The sequence below is a fragment of the Stenotrophomonas forensis genome, assembly GCF_028752115.1.
Lineage (GTDB): Bacteria > Pseudomonadota > Gammaproteobacteria > Xanthomonadales > Xanthomonadaceae > Stenotrophomonas > Stenotrophomonas forensis.
The window spans coordinates 4,179,786-4,195,240 of record NZ_CP082270.1 but is presented as its reverse complement, the minus strand read 5'-3'; the positions used below and the strand labels follow the sequence as shown (position 1 = coordinate 4,195,240).

17 protein-coding genes are annotated in these 15,455 nt (G+C 67.3%); 9 read left to right on the top strand and 8 right to left on the bottom strand.

The genetic code is table 11. The features are described from left to right. Positions 1-20: 20 nt before the first annotated feature. Both K5L94_RS19225 and gloA read right to left on the bottom strand, forming a co-directional pair. Positions 21-449, bottom strand: a complete 429-nt coding sequence (locus K5L94_RS19225) for a VOC family protein (RefSeq protein ID WP_274511166.1) — start codon at positions 447-449, stop codon at positions 21-23. Positions 450-540: 91 nt separating this feature from the next. Further along, the gene (gene gloA, locus K5L94_RS19220; protein ID WP_053450849.1) at positions 541-1,056 is read right to left on the bottom strand and encodes a lactoylglutathione lyase; all 516 of its coding nucleotides are present in this window, start codon (positions 1,054-1,056) and stop codon (positions 541-543) included. Between the two features lie 126 nt (positions 1,057-1,182). Between gloA and K5L94_RS19215 the strand changes: the two genes are divergently transcribed. Beyond that, the gene (locus K5L94_RS19215) at positions 1,183-2,295 is read left to right on the top strand and encodes a PLP-dependent cysteine synthase family protein (protein ID WP_053450848.1); all 1,113 of its coding nucleotides are present in this window, start codon (positions 1,183-1,185) and stop codon (positions 2,293-2,295) included. 69 nt (positions 2,296-2,364) lie between these two features. Here the strand turns inward: K5L94_RS19215 and K5L94_RS19210 are convergent, their stop codons facing one another. Further along, positions 2,365-2,769 (bottom strand): hypothetical protein, encoded by a 405-nt coding sequence (locus tag K5L94_RS19210; RefSeq protein ID WP_006471153.1) that lies wholly within the window; start codon positions 2,767-2,769, stop codon positions 2,365-2,367. A gap of 170 nt (positions 2,770-2,939) precedes the next feature. Between K5L94_RS19210 and K5L94_RS19205 the strand changes: the two genes are divergently transcribed. Further along, a complete protein-coding gene (locus tag K5L94_RS19205; protein ID WP_053450847.1) occupies positions 2,940-4,970 on the top strand; it encodes a M3 family metallopeptidase in 2,031 nt (676 codons plus the stop codon). Positions 4,971-5,073: 103 nt separating this feature from the next. Here the strand turns inward: K5L94_RS19205 and K5L94_RS19200 are convergent, their stop codons facing one another. From K5L94_RS19200 to K5L94_RS19190, 3 genes are all read right to left on the bottom strand, one after another. Next, positions 5,074-5,877 (bottom strand): SDR family oxidoreductase, encoded by an 804-nt coding sequence (locus K5L94_RS19200; protein ID WP_053450846.1) that lies wholly within the window; start codon positions 5,875-5,877, stop codon positions 5,074-5,076. Beyond that, on the bottom strand, positions 5,874-6,440 hold the full coding sequence (locus K5L94_RS19195) for a DUF1415 domain-containing protein (RefSeq protein ID WP_053451384.1): 567 nt from the start codon (positions 6,438-6,440) through the stop codon (positions 5,874-5,876). The genes K5L94_RS19200 and K5L94_RS19195 overlap by 4 nt, the downstream gene beginning before the upstream one ends. Before the next feature lie 101 nt (positions 6,441-6,541). Then, positions 6,542-7,024, bottom strand: a complete 483-nt coding sequence (locus tag K5L94_RS19190; RefSeq protein WP_164241413.1) for a YajQ family cyclic di-GMP-binding protein — start codon at positions 7,022-7,024, stop codon at positions 6,542-6,544. A 213-nt stretch (positions 7,025-7,237) separates the two neighbouring features. Between K5L94_RS19190 and K5L94_RS19185 the strand changes: the two genes are divergently transcribed. The 5 genes from K5L94_RS19185 to K5L94_RS19165 all read left to right on the top strand — a co-directional run bounded on the left by K5L94_RS19185 (position 7,238) and on the right by K5L94_RS19165 (position 10,763). After that, entirely contained in the window at positions 7,238-8,134 is an 897-nt protein-coding gene (locus K5L94_RS19185; RefSeq protein ID WP_006471120.1) for a DMT family transporter, read from the top strand. 147 nt (positions 8,135-8,281) lie between these two features. Beyond that, a complete protein-coding gene (locus K5L94_RS19180; protein ID WP_006471119.1) occupies positions 8,282-9,289 on the top strand; it encodes a methionine ABC transporter ATP-binding protein in 1,008 nt (335 codons plus the stop codon). Then, positions 9,286-9,975, top strand: a complete 690-nt coding sequence (locus tag K5L94_RS19175; RefSeq protein WP_006471118.1) for a methionine ABC transporter permease — start codon at positions 9,286-9,288, stop codon at positions 9,973-9,975. The genes K5L94_RS19180 and K5L94_RS19175 overlap by 4 nt, the downstream gene beginning before the upstream one ends. A 199-nt stretch (positions 9,976-10,174) precedes the next feature. Then, complete coding sequence (locus K5L94_RS19170) at positions 10,175-10,453, top strand: type II toxin-antitoxin system RelE/ParE family toxin (protein WP_053450845.1); 279 nt, start codon at positions 10,175-10,177, stop codon at positions 10,451-10,453. 10 nt (positions 10,454-10,463) lie between these two features. After that, complete coding sequence (locus tag K5L94_RS19165; RefSeq protein WP_006471116.1) at positions 10,464-10,763, top strand: HigA family addiction module antitoxin; 300 nt, start codon at positions 10,464-10,466, stop codon at positions 10,761-10,763. Between the two features lie 39 nt (positions 10,764-10,802). Here the strand turns inward: K5L94_RS19165 and K5L94_RS19160 are convergent, their stop codons facing one another. Continuing rightward, positions 10,803-11,399, bottom strand: coding sequence for a lipocalin family protein (locus tag K5L94_RS19160; RefSeq protein ID WP_080374966.1), 597 nt, complete (start codon positions 11,397-11,399; stop codon positions 10,803-10,805). Positions 11,400-11,526: 127 nt separating this feature from the next. On the opposite strand from K5L94_RS19160, the gene K5L94_RS19155 reads away from it, so the two are divergent. Further along, positions 11,527-11,853: a hypothetical protein gene (locus tag K5L94_RS19155; RefSeq protein ID WP_053450844.1), complete on the top strand. Its 327-nt coding sequence runs from the start codon at positions 11,527-11,529 to the stop codon at positions 11,851-11,853. Between the two features lie 69 nt (positions 11,854-11,922). Beyond that, entirely contained in the window at positions 11,923-14,019 is a 2,097-nt protein-coding gene (locus K5L94_RS19150; protein ID WP_053450843.1) for a prolyl oligopeptidase family serine peptidase, read from the top strand. A gap of 87 nt (positions 14,020-14,106) precedes the next feature. On the opposite strand, the gene K5L94_RS19145 is transcribed toward K5L94_RS19150, so the two are convergent. Continuing rightward, positions 14,107-15,294 (bottom strand): pyridoxal phosphate-dependent aminotransferase, encoded by a 1,188-nt coding sequence (locus K5L94_RS19145; protein ID WP_053450842.1) that lies wholly within the window; start codon positions 15,292-15,294, stop codon positions 14,107-14,109. Positions 15,295-15,455: the final 161 nt, after the last annotated feature.

Genomic DNA, 15,455 nt, shown 5'->3' with positions numbered 1-15,455 from the left:
CTCGTTGCGCGATCTGCCTTCTAGAACGTGACCCTTACCGAGTCGGCGCTGTAGCTCGCCGGGCCGTGGTAGACCACTTCGATGTTGTTGCCGTCCGGGTCGAGCACGAAGGCGCCGTAGTAGCCCGGGTGGTAGGGGCGTTCGCCCGGCGCGCCGTTGTCGGTGCCGCCTGCGGCCAGGGCAGCGGTGTGGAAGGCATCGACCGTGGCCGCATCACGCGCCTGGAACGCCAGATGGTGGCGTCCGGTCAGCTGGCCGGCGGCGGCCTCGCTGCTGGCGCTGGATATGAACAGCTCATCGGCCCAGAAGTAATCATCGCCTTCGCCGGCGATCGGCACGCCAATGGTATCGAACACCGCCTGGTAGAAGCGGCGGCTGGCGGCCAGGTCACGCACCACCAGCTGCAGATGGTCGATCAGTCGCCCGCGGTGCAGTTCCATCGTTTCCATACCAACCTCGCAAAAAAGGGGACGGAGGGGATTAAGTCGCTTCCGGCCAATAGTGCCAGAAACGGCTTAATCCCCTCCGTCCCCTTTCTGGTCAGTTGGCGATGATCTCGACCCAGTAGCCGTCCGGGTCCTTGATGAAGGCCAGGTTCTTCATGCGGCCGTCGGTCAGGCGCTTCTGGAAGGTCACGCCGAGGTCCTCGAAGCGCTGGCAGGCGGCTTCGATGTCCGGCACCGACACGCAGATGTGGCCGAAGCCGCGCGGGTCGCTGTTGCCATCGTGGTAGACCGCGCCGTCCTGGGCCTCGGTGCCATGGTTGTGGGTCAGTTCCAGCACGCCCGGCAGGCCGGCCATCCACAGGCGGCGCTGGGCGTCGTCTTCCGGTACCGCGGCGCCAGCCGGCACGTAGGCCAGGAAGTACAGGCTGAACTGGGCCTCCGGGAAGTCGCGCTTGTCGATCAGCTGGTAACCGAGCACGCGGGTGTAGAAGTCCAGCGAGGCGGTGATGTCCTTCACTCGCAGCATGGTGTGGTTGAACACGAAGCCGCGGGTCTCGGCCGGGGCCTGGGCGGCGACGCCGGGGACATCGCGCAGGGCGGGAATGGTCATGGGGGGAGATCCTTCAGACAGGGCCGTTGCCGGCCGGATGTCCCCATTCTAGCGAGCAGCACCTGACCGCACCGCGACGTACAATGGTCGGATCGCACCGTTCCGTCCCGATACCGATGGCCCGCCATGTCGCAGCGTGAATGGGTGGCTGCTGCCATCCGCAAGATCGAAGCTGATTTCAACCGTTCCGCCGATACCCACCTGATTCCTCTGGCGCTGCCTGGGTTCGAGGGCATCGAGCTGTACCTGAAGGATGAATCGAGCCATCCCACCGGAAGCCTGAAGCACCGGTTGGCGCGCTCGCTGTTCCTGTATGCGCTGGCCAATGGCTGGCTGCGCGAGGGCCGGCCGGTGATCGAGGCCTCCAGCGGCTCGACCGCGGTGTCCGAAGCCTATTTCGCGCGCCTGCTCGGGCTGCCGTTCATCGCGGTGATCCCGGCCACCACCTCGCCGGAGAAGATTGCGGCGATCGAATTCCATGGTGGCCGCTGCCACCTGGTCGAGCGCGCCTGCGACCTCAACTGCGATTCGGAAAAACTGGCCCGCGAAACCGGCGGCCACTTCATGGATCAGTTCACCTACGCCGAGCGCGCCACCGACTGGCGTGCCAACAACAACATCGCCGAATCCATCTTCAAGCAGATGGCCGAGGAACCCAGCCCGATCCCGGAATGGATCGTGTGCAGCCCCGGTACCGGTGGTACCGCCGCGACGCTGGGCCGCTATGTCAGCTATCGCCGGCACGACACCCGCATCCTGTGCGCGGACCCGGAAGTCTCGGTGTTCTTCGATGGCTACAAGGCTGCCGTGGCCGGTGAGCCGGACTGGCGAGGCCTGACCTGCAGCGGTGGTTCGCGCGTGGAAGGCATTGGCCGGCCGCGGGTGGAGCCGAGCTTCATCCCGACCAGTGTCGATGCGATGGTGAAGGTGCCCGACGCGCTGAGCCTGGCCGCGATGCGCCATGTCAGCCGCCAGCTCGGCCGCCGCGTCGGTGGTTCCACCGGCACCAACTTCATCGGCGTACTGCAGGCCGCGCAGTGGATGCGCGAGGCCGGTCACCACGGCAGCATCGTCAGCATCCTGTGCGACAGCGGCGAGCGTTACGCGCAAAGCTATTACGACCCGGCGTGGTACGTGCGGCAGGGCATTGATGTCGAGCGCGCCGATGCGCTGCTGGCGGCAGCGGTGGCCGGGCAGGGCTTGCCGGAACTGCCGTGGAGCAGTCTGGAAGCGCTGTAGCGGCCGTGTAGAGTCGAGCCATGCTCGACTCCGGTAAAGAGCCGTCGAGCATGGCTCGACGCTACATATTCAGTACCCCGCCGCGGTGAACGCATCCAGCACCGCATCACGCAAGGCATCGGGCAGCGCCTCGATGTCCATCGCGCGATCATCCAGGTGCAGGCTGGGGTCCAGCGTGCTGGCGCGGCCCTGGGCCAGGGCCTGCAGCCACAGCAGCACGCAGATCACGAACTCGCGTTCATGGCCCAGCTGCAGCTGGCTGGCGCCGCGCTCGATCACCTCGAACGGGTACCACTCCTGGGCGTCATTGAACGTGCCGCCCTGCTGCAGCACCGCCTGCAGCTGCTGCAGGTGGCGCGGGGCGTCGTCCCCGGCATCGCACAGCGCGGCGATCCAGGTCAGTTCGGCCGGGCTGGCAGACAACGCCAGTGACCGCGCCGCTGGGGCGGATGCAACTGCAGCCAGACCTTCCATGTAGGGCCTCGTTCGGTACGTACCGCTGCGGACTCCCCCGCAGCCAAAGCTTCGAACCGCGACCGTAAGGCCGACGTGAATGCCAGGCGTCACCCCCTTGTCAGCCACGTCCGCCAGCGCCATATGTACCAGGCTGCCCGACTGCCGGGCCCGTACCCTGGAGATCTGCCGTGACCGCTGCCAACCCCCTGCTCGATTTTTCCGGCCTGCCGCGCTTCGAGGCGATCCGCCCCGAGCACGTGGCGCCGGCGCTGGATGTGCTGCTGGCCGAGGCCGAAGCGGCCGTCAGCGCCGCGGAGCAGGTGCAGCCGGTGCGCTGGGAGAGCTTCGTCGCCCCGCTGGATGACGCCACCGAGCGTCTGTGGCGCGCCTGGGGCCTGGTCGGCCACCTGCAGGGCGTGGTCAACACCCCGGAACTGCGCGAGGCCTACAACAGCAACCTGCCGCGGGTGACCCGCTTCGCCAGCGCGCTGGGCCAGAACCTGGCGCTGTACCGCCAGTACCAGGCGCTGGCCGCCAGCCCGGAGGCCGCAGGTTTCGACGAGGCCCAGCGCAAGGTGCTGGACAACACCCTGCGTGATTTCCGCCTGGGTGGTGCCGAGCTGGCGCCCGAGGCGCAGCAGCGCTTCGCAGAGATCAAGGAGGAACTGTCGGCACTGTCGGCGAAGTTCTCGCAGAACGTGCTGGACGCCACCGATGCGTGGTCGCTGATCATCGAGGATGAAGCGCGCCTGGCCGGCCTGCCGGAGGACGTGAAGGCCGCCGCGCACGCTGCGGCGGAAAAGGACGGAAAGCAGGGCTGGAAGCTGACCCTGCAGATGCCGTGCTACCTGCCGGTGCAGACCTGGGCCGAAGACCGTGACCTGCGCGAGATCCTGTACCGTGCCAGTGCGCAGCGTGCGTCCGAATTCGGCGACGACGCGCTGGACAACAGCGGCAACATTGACCGCATCCTGGCCCTGCGTGCGCAGCTGGCCGCGCTGCTCGGCTTCGCTTCCTACGGCGATTATTCGGTAGCGACCAAGATGGCGCAGGACCCGGCCGAGGTGCTGGGTTTCCTGCGTGACCTGGCCACGCGTGCCAAGCCGTTCGCGGCCAAGGATCGCGCCGAGCTGGAGCAGTTCGCGCGTGAACAGCTGGGCATCGACAGCCTGCAGGCCTGGGACCTGGCGTTCGCCGCCGACCGCCTGAAGCAGGCGCGCTACAGCTATTCCGAGCAGGACGTGAAGCAGTACTTCACCGAACCGAAGGTACTGGGCGGCCTGTTCTCGGTGATCGAGCAGCTGTACGGCCTGCGCGCGCAGGAAGACGGCGCGCCGGTCTGGCATGAGGATGTTCGCTTCTTCCGCCTGGTCGATGCGCAGGGCGCGCTGGTCGGCCAGTTCTACCTGGACCTGTATGCGCGCGAAGGCAAGCGCGGTGGCGCGTGGATGGATGATTGCCGCAACCGTCGCGTGCGTGCCGACGGCAGCGTGCAGACGCCGCTGGTCTACCTGGTGTGCAACTTTGGTCGCGGTGCCAATGGCAAGCCGGCTACCTTCAGCCACAACGAAGTGACCACGCTGTTCCATGAAATGGGCCATGGCCTGCACCAGCTGTTGACCCGCATCGGTGAACTGGGCGTGGCCGGCATCAATGGCGTGGAGTGGGATGCGGTGGAACTGCCGAGCCAGTTCATGGAGAACTTCTGCTGGGAATGGGACCACCTGCAGGGCATGACCGCGCACGTCGATAGCGGCGAGCCGCTGCCGCGCGCGCTGTACGAGCGCATGCTGGCCGCGCGCAATTTCCACAGCGGCATGGCCACCGTGCGCCAGCTGGAATTCGGCTTGTTCGACATGCTGCTGCACAGCCAGTTCGAACCGGCGCAGGACAGCGTGCTGGCTCTGCTGGACCGCGTACGCGCGGACGTGGCGGTGAACCATCCGCCGGTCTGGAACCGCTTCCCGCACCAGTTCAGCCACATTTTCGCCGGTGGCTACGCGGCGGGTTACTACAGCTACAAGTGGGCCGAGGTGCTCAGCGCCGATGCCTACGCCGCGTTCGAGGAAGCACCGCAGGCACTGGCTGAAACCGGTGCGCGCTTCCGCGATGAAATCCTGTCGCGCGGCGGCAGCCGTCCGGCTGCGGAGAACTTCAAGGCCTTCCGTGGCCGCGCGCCGCAGATCGACGCGCTGCTGCGCCATTCGGGCATGGCGTAAACCGTTGTGGTGGGTGCCAACCTTGGTTGGCACGTTACCGCTATCCACGCATGGCGTGGATCTACCGGAATGCCGGCCAGCGGCCGGCACTACCGGAGGCCGGTCATTCGGCGTAGATCATCTTCCGGCTCATGCCGCCGTCGACGATGAAGTCCTGGCCGGTGGTGAAGCCGGACAGCGACGACAGCAGGTACACCGCCAGCGCGCCGATGTCCTCGGGGCGGCCAACACGGCCGACCGGGTGCTGGGCGTGATCGGTGGCCGAGTAGTCGGGTTGGTGGCGCCGCGAGGGCGCCTGCCAGGCCGAGGTGCCGATCCAGCCGGGGCTGATGCTGTTGACCCGCACCGCCGGGCCGCTGCTGATCGCCAGCGCGTGGGTGAAGGCGACCAGCCCGCCCTTGGCCGCCGCATAGGCCTCGCTGTGCGCTTCGGACTGCCAGGCGCGGGTCGAGGCGATGTTGATGATCGCGCCCTCAGTGCGGGCCGAGAGTGCCGGCAGCGCGTGCTTGCTGCACAGGAAGGCACCGTGCAGTGACGACAGGCGGCGCTGCCATTCCTCCCACGCCATGTCCTGCAGCAATGTGCCATGCGGGCCGGCCATGCCGGCGTTGTTGACCAGTCCGTCGATACGGCCGAACCGCTGCAGGGCCACGGCGACGAAGTCGCGCACGCTGGCTTCGTCGGTGATGTCCAGGCGCTGGAACGCGGCATCGTCACCGCGCTGCCATTCCGCCAGACACGCCTCGCCGGCCTCCACGTCCAGGTCGCCGATCAGCACGCGTCCGCCGGCGCCGAGCACGGCCTGGGCGACGCCACGGCCGATGCCGTTGGCGCCGCCGGTGACCAGCACCACCTTGCCCGACAGCGGCGCGGCCGGCCATGCGGCAATCGGCGGCACCGTACTCACGTCAGGTCTTCGCCGCGCAGGCGGCGATGCCAGCCGTCCACGCCGATGCGGTCCAGGGTCTGGATGTTGCGCTCGACGATCACGTCCGGGTCCGGATAGACATCCACCGCGCGCGCCACGCTGTCTTCGCGCAGCAGGTGCAGGGTGGGGAAGGGCGCCCGGTTGGTGTAGTTGCTGGCGTCGTCCGCGGCCACGCCGTCGAACTGATAGTCCGGGTGGAAGCTGGCCACCTGCAGGATGCCCTGCAGGTCCAGCGCCTCGATCGCGGCGTCGGCGTTGTCGAGGAAGTCGTTGTAGTCGAGGAAATCGGTCAGCACCTGCGGGTGCACGATCAGCGTGGTGTCGATCTGCTCGGCCGGGGTATCGCGCAGCAGCACCAGCTCTTCGGCCAGTTGTTCGACCAGCGCCTCGGGCGTGGTCGCATCGCTCAGCACGATGCGGACCTGGTCCTTCACGTACACCGCCTTGGCGAACGGACACAGGTTCAGGCCGATCACGATGCGCTCCAGCCACAGGCGGGTGGCGGCGATCGGATCATCGGTGGGCATGTGGGAATGGGTCATGGCGGGCACGTCGGCTGGCGGGGCGGCCATTGTAGGCGCGTCGCCGGCAACGCGCCGTCGTACCTGCCGGTGGCAGCGCCGGGTCACGCCCGGCGCAGGCCTCAGTCGCGGAAGTTGTTGAACTGCAGCGGCAGCTCGAACTTGCCGGCCTTGAGCACGGCAATGGCGTCCTGCAGGTCGTCGCGCTTCTTGCCCTGCACGCGCAGCTTGTCGCCGTTGATCTGGCTTTCCACCTTCAGCTTGGCGTCCTTCAGTGCAGCGGCGATCTTCTTGGCGATCTTCTGCTCGATGCCCTGCTTGACGGTGATCTTCTGTCGGGCCTGGGCCAGGTTGGTCTCGATGTCGCCGAATTCCAGGCTGAGCACGTCGATGCCGCGCGCGGCCAGGCGGGCGCGCAGGATGTCGTTCATCTGCTTGAGCTGGAACTCGGTCGGCGCGGTCTGGTTGATGACATCGCCATCGCGTTCGAATTTCGCCTCCACGCCCTTGAAGTCGAAGCGGGTGGCCAGCTCGCGGTTGGCCTGGTCGATGGCGTTGGTCAGTTCGTGGGTGTCGACTTCGGACACGACGTCGAAGGAAGGCATGGGCGCGGCTCCGCAGGATTCAGTGAGGGCCATTCTATCGTGCCCGACTGCCGCCCTTCTGTAGAGTCGAGCTTGCTCGACTGTTTTGTGAAGAGCAGTCGAGCAAGCTCGACTCTACAGAACGGCGCCAGTCGAGCAAGCTCGACTCTACAGAAGGGCGGCAGTCGGGCATGGCTCGGCTCTACAATCCGGCGCGGTCGGCGATAATGGGCCATGAACGTGCAACGCTCCCCCTCGCGCGCGGTGGCCTGGATGGTCGCGGCAGTCGCCTGTTTCTCGCTGATGGACGCTGGCATGAAGCAGCTGTCGGCCAGCTATCCAACCCTGGAAGTGACCTTCCTGCGCGGCGCGGCCTCATTGCCATTCGTGCTGGTCTGGGTGCTGGTCAGCGCCGGCCCGCGATCGCTGGTACCGCGACGCTGGGGCCTGCACCTGCTGCGTGGCGCGCTGGGCATGGCGATGATCGGCTGCTTCGTGTTCGCCCTGCGCGACCTGCCGCTGTCCACCGCCTACACCATCTATTTCGTCGCCCCGCTGCTGATCGCCGCACTGTCGGTGCCGCTGCTGGGCGAACGGGTCGGGCCGCGGCGCTGGGTCGCCATCGGCATCGGCCTGGTCGGCGTGCTGGTGGTGCTGCGGCCGGGCGTGGACGGCTTCATTTCGGTGCCGGGGTTGATGGTGCTGGCCGCGGCCACCGCCTACGCCGTGGCCGCGATCACGGTCAGCCTGCTGACCCGCACCGATACCTCGCAGTCGATGGTGGTGTGGTTCCTGGTGATCATGGCCGTTGGCGCCGGCCTGCTGGCCCTGCCCGGCTGGGTGCCGCTGCAATTGGCGCACGCGCCGTTGATCGCCGGCATGGGCCTGGCCGGGGCGTTGGGCCAGATCGCCCTGACCAAGGCCTTCCAGCTGGGCGAAGCCTCGATGATCGCGCCGCTGGAGTACAGCGGCCTGGTCTGGGTGATCGGCTGGGATCTGGCCTTCTGGGGCCAGCTGCCGGACGGCTACACCTGGGTGGGCGCGGCGATTATTGTCGCTTCCGGCCTGTACCTGCTGCACCGTGAGCGGGTGAACCGGCAGGAGCCGCCAAAGCCGCTGGACCACCCGTAAGGCGGTTGCCGGCCAGCGGGCGGCACGACCGGGCTGGGCGGCTTAGAACCAAAAGGAATAACATTCCGGCTTATGGCGCGGGCGCGTGAGCGCCGGCGCTGGTAGGCTGCACGCCCCCTTCCGTCACCCAGCCGGTGAGCCACGCCCGTGATCGAGTTCCAGCGCCTGCACAAATCCTATGCCGTTGCCGGCCGCGAAGTCAGCGCGCTGCAACCGCTGGACCTGACCATCGAGGCCGGTGAGGTCTTCGGCATCATCGGCCATTCCGGCGCGGGCAAGTCGACCCTGATCCGCATGATCAACCGCCTGGAAGAACCCAGTGGCGGCCGGTTGCTGATCGGTGGCGAGGATGTCACCGCACTGGACGCCGATGGCCTGCGCGCGCTGCGGCGGCGCATCGGCATGATCTTCCAGCACTTCAACCTGTTGTCGTCGCGCACGGTGGCCGGCAATGTCGCCTTCCCGCTGGAGCTGGCCGGCACGCCGAAGGCGGAGATCGACGCGCGCGTGGCCGAGCTGTTGCAGACCGTGGGCCTGGAGGCGCATGCGCAGAAGTACCCGGCGCAGCTGTCCGGTGGCCAGAAGCAGCGCGTCGGCATCGCCCGCGCGCTGGCGACGCGCCCGCAGATCCTGCTGTGCGACGAAGCCACCAGCGCGCTCGACCCGCAGACCACCGCCTCGGTGCTGTCGCTGCTGTCGAAGATCAACCGCGAGCTGGGCCTGACCATCGTGCTGATCACCCACGAGATGGACGTGATCCGTCGCGTCTGCGATCGCGTCGCCGTGCTCGATGCCGGGCAGATGGTCGAGACCGGACCGGTCACCCGGGTGTTCCTGCACCCGCAGCACCCGACCACGCGCCGATTCGTCAGTGAATCGGAGCATGTCGACGAAGGCGCGCTGCACCGTGATTTCGACGCCGTTGGTGGCCGCATCGTGCGCTTGACCTTCCTCGGCGGCGACACCTACGAGCCCTTGCTGGGCAGCGTCGCGCGCGAGACCGGTGTCGATTACAACATCCTGTCCGGCCGCATCGACCGGATCAAGGACACTCCGTATGGCCAGCTGGTGGTCGCCCTGGTGGGCGGTGACCAGTCCGCCGCGCAGGCCGCGTTCGTGGCCGCCGGCGTGCACGTTGAGGAACTGCGTCGATGATCATCGCCACTGCCGGCGGCTTCTTCCGCCACCTGGATGCGGGCAAGTGGGCCGATATCGGCCAGGCCACCCTCGACACCCTGCTGATGCTGCTCGGTTCGCTGCCACTGACCCTGGCCATAGGCCTGCCGCTGGGCGTGCTGCTGTACCTGTTCGGGGCGCCGCAGATGAAGCGCCGGCCGCTGGCCTATGGCGTGCTGGCGCTGGTGGTGAACCTGCTGCGCTCGGTGCCTTTCATCATCCTGATGATCGTGCTGATCCCGGTCACCCTGTTCCTGATGGGCACCTCGCTGGGCGTGCGCGGCGCGATCGTGCCGCTGGTCATTGGTGCTGCGCCGTTCTATGCGCGCCTGGTCGAGACCGCGCTGCGCGAGGTTGACCGCGGTGTGATCGAAGCGACCCAGGCGATGGGCGCCACCACCTGGCAGCTGGTCACCCGCGTGCTGCTGCCGGAAGCGCGTCCCGGCCTGATCGCCGGTGCCACGGTCACCACCGTGGCCCTGATCGGCTTCACCGCCATGGGCGGTGCGATCGGTTCCGGTGGCCTGGGCGACCTGGCCTTCCGCGACGGCTACCAGCGGTCGCACACCGACGTGGCCCTGGTCACCGTGGTCCTGCTGCTGGTGCTGGTGCAGCTGCTGCAGATGCTGGGCGACCGCCTGGTCGCGCATTACAGCCGCAAGTAACGGGGTGCCGGGCGACGCCCGGCATCGCTCGGGTAGTGCCGGCCGCTGGCCGGCAACCTGCAGAACGTCGATATTGGGCTTGTCATAGCGCGGGACTCTGGAAGCCGCCACGCCCATCAGGAATCGATATCGCCAGACTGGGACTGGCAGCACAGCGCCTTCCTTGGTATGTTCCGTTCAACGTAATACGTTGAACGGAATGATCCGTTCATTCCGCTGCAAGCAGACCCGCGCCCTGTTTGAAGGAACCTGCCCCCGTGCCTGGCGTCCAATCCGGCGCGTGGCAGAACGCAAATTGCAACTGCTCGATTCGGCACAGACGTTGGCCTTCCTTCGCAGCCCGCCCGGGAACCGCCTGGAGGCGCTGTCAGGCGATCGGAGAGGGCAATACAGCCTTCGTATCAACGATCAGTGGCGGCTCTGCTTTACCTGGACCGACAGCGGCGCCGACGCCGTGGAAATTGTTGACTATCACTGAGGTGCCCGCCATGAAGCGTCCCCACAACGGCATGCGCGCCATCCATCCTGGCGAGATCCTGCGCGAAGAGTTCCTGCTGCCCCTGGCGCTGAGCGTGAATGCGCTGGCGAAGGCCTTGGATGTGCCCGCAACGCGACTGCACGCCATCGTGCACGGCCAACGCAGCATTTCGGCGGATACAGCGGCGCGGCTGGCGCGGCATTTCGGTGGGGATGCCGCGTCCTGGCTCGCGATGCAGGCGGCCTACGATCTGAAGACCTTGCCAACACGCAGCGAAATCGAACGCCGGGTGCAGCCACGCGCGGCGTGAAGCCGGTCGCACGGACCCGGCTCCGCAGCCACGATCCGATCAGCGCACGTTCGGTACTTCGTAGCCCAGCTTGCCGACCTGGTCGGGATGCTGCGGCACGCGCTTGAGCTTGTCGGTATTCACGCCGTACTCGTCGCGCAGGCGCTCGGCCAGCTCCTTGTACAGGGCCTTGTCCATGTCCGGCTTGCGCGCGAAGATCCAGGCCATCTCGCGGCCCGGGTAACCGATCAGCGCCCAGGAATAGTCCGGGGCCACTTCCAGCACGCGCGAATGGGTCGGCACGACACGGTAGAACCAGGTACGCCAGCCGTGGTTGCCGCTGTCCGGATCGACACTGGCGCGTGCGCGTACCTCCTGCACCGGTTCACCGAAGCCGTCGCGGTAGCGGTAGGTGATGCCGACCTTGTGCGTGTCGCGAAGCTCGTATTCGTTGACGCTGGCGACATGCCCGCGTTCGATGAAGTTCGGCACGCGGCCGATCACGTACCAGGTCCCCATGAAGCGCTTCAGGTCGATCGGCGCGTCCAGAGCGGCCGCGTCGGTGGCGCGGGACGATGGCGGCTCACTGGCGGCCACGGCGGGGCCCGCCAGCGACAGGGCCAGCAGCACGGCGCAGAACGGGCGGATCGAAGTCATGCGGGAGCGGGCTCCAGTGGGCTTGCACGCGCATGGTCGACTGTGTGCACGCGATCCGTCAATGGTGTCGCAGTCCGTGAGAAGGCCCTTGCCCACGCTGTGTTGCATTGTCCACCGGAGAAGCCCCATGAACGTACGTACCGTCCGTCGCCCTGCAACTGAACGCGTCATCTTCGAGCGCGCCGATCCACGCCTGCTGCGCGGCGTGCAGCAGGTGGCGCTGGCCGGCGTGGCACTGGTGCTGGTCTGGCCGGCCGCACGCGGCAGCAGCGCCTGGCTGGGCTGGCTGCCGATGTGGCTGGTCGGCATGCCGCTGGTGGCGTGGTGGGCACTGCTGCGTTTCCCGCTGCCGCGCCTGTCATGGCTGCGGCTGGCACGTCGTACCGGTGGACAGGCGCGGCGCCGTCCGGCTTCGGCTGCGCGCGGTCGACGCCGCCCGGCGGCCACGGCCTGACCTTCGACACGGGGGCGACCGCGACATTCCGTGCTAGCGTTCCGCGGCTTATGACTGCCTGGAGCTGCAATGTCACGACTCGCTTCCGCCTGCCTGCTGGCCGGCATGATGACCGCTGCCTCGGTGGGGACCGCCGTGGCCGCTGAAGACACCGATCGCTACGCCTGGCTGGAGGACGTCACCGGCGACAAGCCGCTGTCCTGGGTCAAGGAACAGAACGCCAAGTCCGAGGCGCGCCTGGCGCAGACCCCGGCCTTCAAGCAGATGGAGACCAGCATCCGCGAGGTGCTCGACTCCGATGCCAAGATCCCCGGCGTGCAGAAGATCGGCGACTACTACTACAACTTCTGGAAGGACCAGCAGCACGAGCGCGGCCTGTGGCGGCGCACCACGCTGGCCGAGTACCGCAAGGCCTCGCCGCAGTGGGAGACCGTGCTCGACCTGGACGCGCTGAACAAGGCCGAGGGCGAGAACTGGGTCTGGCACGGCGCCGACTGCCTGCGCCCGGACTACAGCCGCTGCCTGATCGCGCTGTCGCGCGGCGGCGCCGATGCCGACGTCACCCGCGAGTTCGACCTGGCCAACAAGACCTGGATCAAGGACGGCTTCTTCCGTCCGGAGTCGAAGGGTGGCCTGAACTGGATCGACCGCGACACCGTGTTCGTCTACACCGACTTCGGTGCCGGCACGATGACCACGTCCGGCTATCCGCGCGTGGCCAAGCTGTGGAAGCGCGGCACGCCGATGGCCTCGGCCAGCGTGGTGTACGAAGGCAAGCCGGAAGACATGTACATCGCGGCGATGCACGATGACACCCCGGGCTTCGAGCGCAACCTGGTCAGCCGCACGCTGGCGTTCTACAACAACGAGATCTACCTGCGTGGCGACGACGGCACGCTGACCAAGATCGACGCGCCGAACTCGGCCGAGAAAGGCCTGCACAAGCAGTGGCTGACCCTGGAGCTGCGCGATCCGTGGACCGTGGGTGGCAAGACCTATGCGTCCGGTTCGCTGCTGGCGACCAAACTGGACGACTTCCTGGCCGGCAAGCGTGACTTCGAGGTGCTGTTCACCCCGACCGCGACCACCTCGCTGGCCAGTGCCACCTGGACCAAAAGCCACCTGGTGCTGAACGTGCTGGACGACGTCAAGAACCGCCTGTCGGTGCTGACTCCGGGCGCCGATGGCTGGCAGACCAGCCGCTTCGTCGGTGCGCCGGCCTTCGGCACGCTGGGCGTGGCCGCCGTGGACAGCAACGACAGTGACGCGGTGTGGCTGACCGCCACCGACTACCTGACCCCGACCACGCTGGCCCTGGCCGAGATCGGCCAGCCGCCGGAAACGTTGAAGACCATGCCGGCCTTCTTCGATGCCAAGGGCAAGGTGATCGAGCAGCACTTCGCCACCAGCAAGGACGGCACCCGCGTGCCGTACTTCGTGGTGCACGACAAGGCGATGAAGCTGGATGGCTCCAATCCGACCCTGCTGTACGGCTACGGTGGCTTCGAGATCTCGCTGACCCCGAGCTACTCCGGTGGCATGGGCCGCGCCTGGCTGGAGAAGGGCGGCGTGTACGTGGTCGCCAACATCCGTGGCGGTGGCGAGTACGGCCCGCGCTGGCACCAGGCGGCGCTGAAGCAGAACCGCCACAAGGCCTATGAAGACATGGCCGCGGTGGCGCGTGACCTGGTCAAGCGCAAGATCACCACCGCCAGGCACCTGGGCGTGCAGGGCGGCAGCAACGGCGGCCTGCTGACCGGCAACATGCTGACCCAGTACCCGGAACTGTTCGGTGCGGTGGTGGTGCAGGTGCCGCTGCTGGACATGAAGCGCTACAGCCACCTGCTGGCCGGCGCCTCGTGGATGGCCGAGTACGGCAACCCGGACACCAGTGACTGGGAGTTCATCAAGACCTTCTCGCCGTACCACCTGTTCGACGCGAAGAAGAACTACCCGCCGGTGCTGTTCACCACCTCCACCCGCGATGACCGCGTGCACCCGGGCCATGCCCGCAAGATGGCGGCGAAGATGATCGACGCCGGCAAGGACGTGACCTACTACGAGAACATCGAAGGCGGTCACGGCGGCGCAGCCAACAATGCGCAGGCAGCGCATATGTCGGCGCTGGCCTACAGCTTCCTGTGGGAGCGGTTGGGCGGCAAGTGATGAAATGAAAAACGCCGCCCCAGGGCGGCGTTTTTCTTTGGGTTCCATGCATCCACGCCATGCGTGGATGCCGTTTGCGCGGGGCGATCAGGCGCCCCAGCTTTTCAATCCACGCGCAATCCGTGCCACCGCTTCCTGCAATCGCGGCACTTCCTGCGTGTACGCCAGGCGCACGTGCTGGTTGGCGCGATGGAAGCCGAAATCCAGGCCCGGGGTGAACGCCACGTGCTCGGTTTCCAGGAAGTGGGCACAGAACGCCTGCGCGTCGTCGGTGAACGCGCTGACATCGGCATACAGGTAGAACGCGCCCTGCGGTTCGACTTCGATGCGGAAGCCCAGTTCGCGCAACGCGGGCAGCAGGAAGTCACGGCGCTGGCGGAACGCTTCGCGGCGCTGCTCGAAGATCGCCATCGATTCCTCGCTGAAGCAGGCCAGCGCTGCATGCTGGGCAATGCTCGACGCGCTGATGTACAGGTTCTGGGCAAGCTTCTCCAGATCAGGCACGGCCGCAGGCGGTGCCACCAGCCAACCCAGCCGCCAGCCGGTCATGCCGAAGTACTTGGAGAAGCTGTTCAGCACGAACGCGCTGTCGTCCACCTGCAGCACGCTGGGCGCGTCCAGGCCGTAGGTCAGGCCGTGGTAGATCTCGTCCACCACCAGGTGGCCACCGCGTGCGTGCAGGCTCTGCGACAGTGCCGCCAGTTCATCAGCGGACAGCACGGTGCCGGTCGGATTGGCTGGTGAGGCAACCAGCGCGCCGACACTGTCGGCATTCCAGTGCTGTTCCACCAGCGAAGGGGTCAGCTGATAGGCGGTTTCCGGGCCGACCGGCACCAGCTGTGCGCCGCCTTCGACCAGGCGCAGGAAGTGGCGATTGCAGGGATAGCCCGGGTCGGCCAGCAGCCAGTGGCGGCCGGGATCGACCAGCAGGCTGCTGGCCAGCAGCAGCGCACCGGAACCACCCGGGGTGACCAGGATGCGCTCGGGGTCGATATCCAGCGCGTAGTGGCTGCGATAGAAGCCGCTGATCGCCTGGCGCAGGGCCGGCAGGCCGCGTGCGGCGGTGTAGCGGGTGTGGCCGGAGGACAGTGCGGCCTGGCCGGCGCGCACCACGGGTTCGGCGGTGGTGAAGTCCGGTTCGCCGATCTCCAGATGGATCACATCATGGCCGGCCTGTTCCAGCGCCTGCGCGCGGGCCAGCAGGGACATCACGTGGAACGGGGCGATTTCATGGCTGCGCCGGCTGTAGCCCGGCGTGTGGGGCAGGGTACTCATGCGCCCATGGTACGCCGCGCGCCGGGGGTAATGCCGGCCGCTGGCCGGCAACGTCGGGATGAACTGTCCGCTGCAGTGGTAGAGTCGAGCTTGCTCGACTGCTGTTGCGGTCAGTCGAGCAAGCTCGACTCTACCTGTGCCATGGACGCCATTGCGTAACC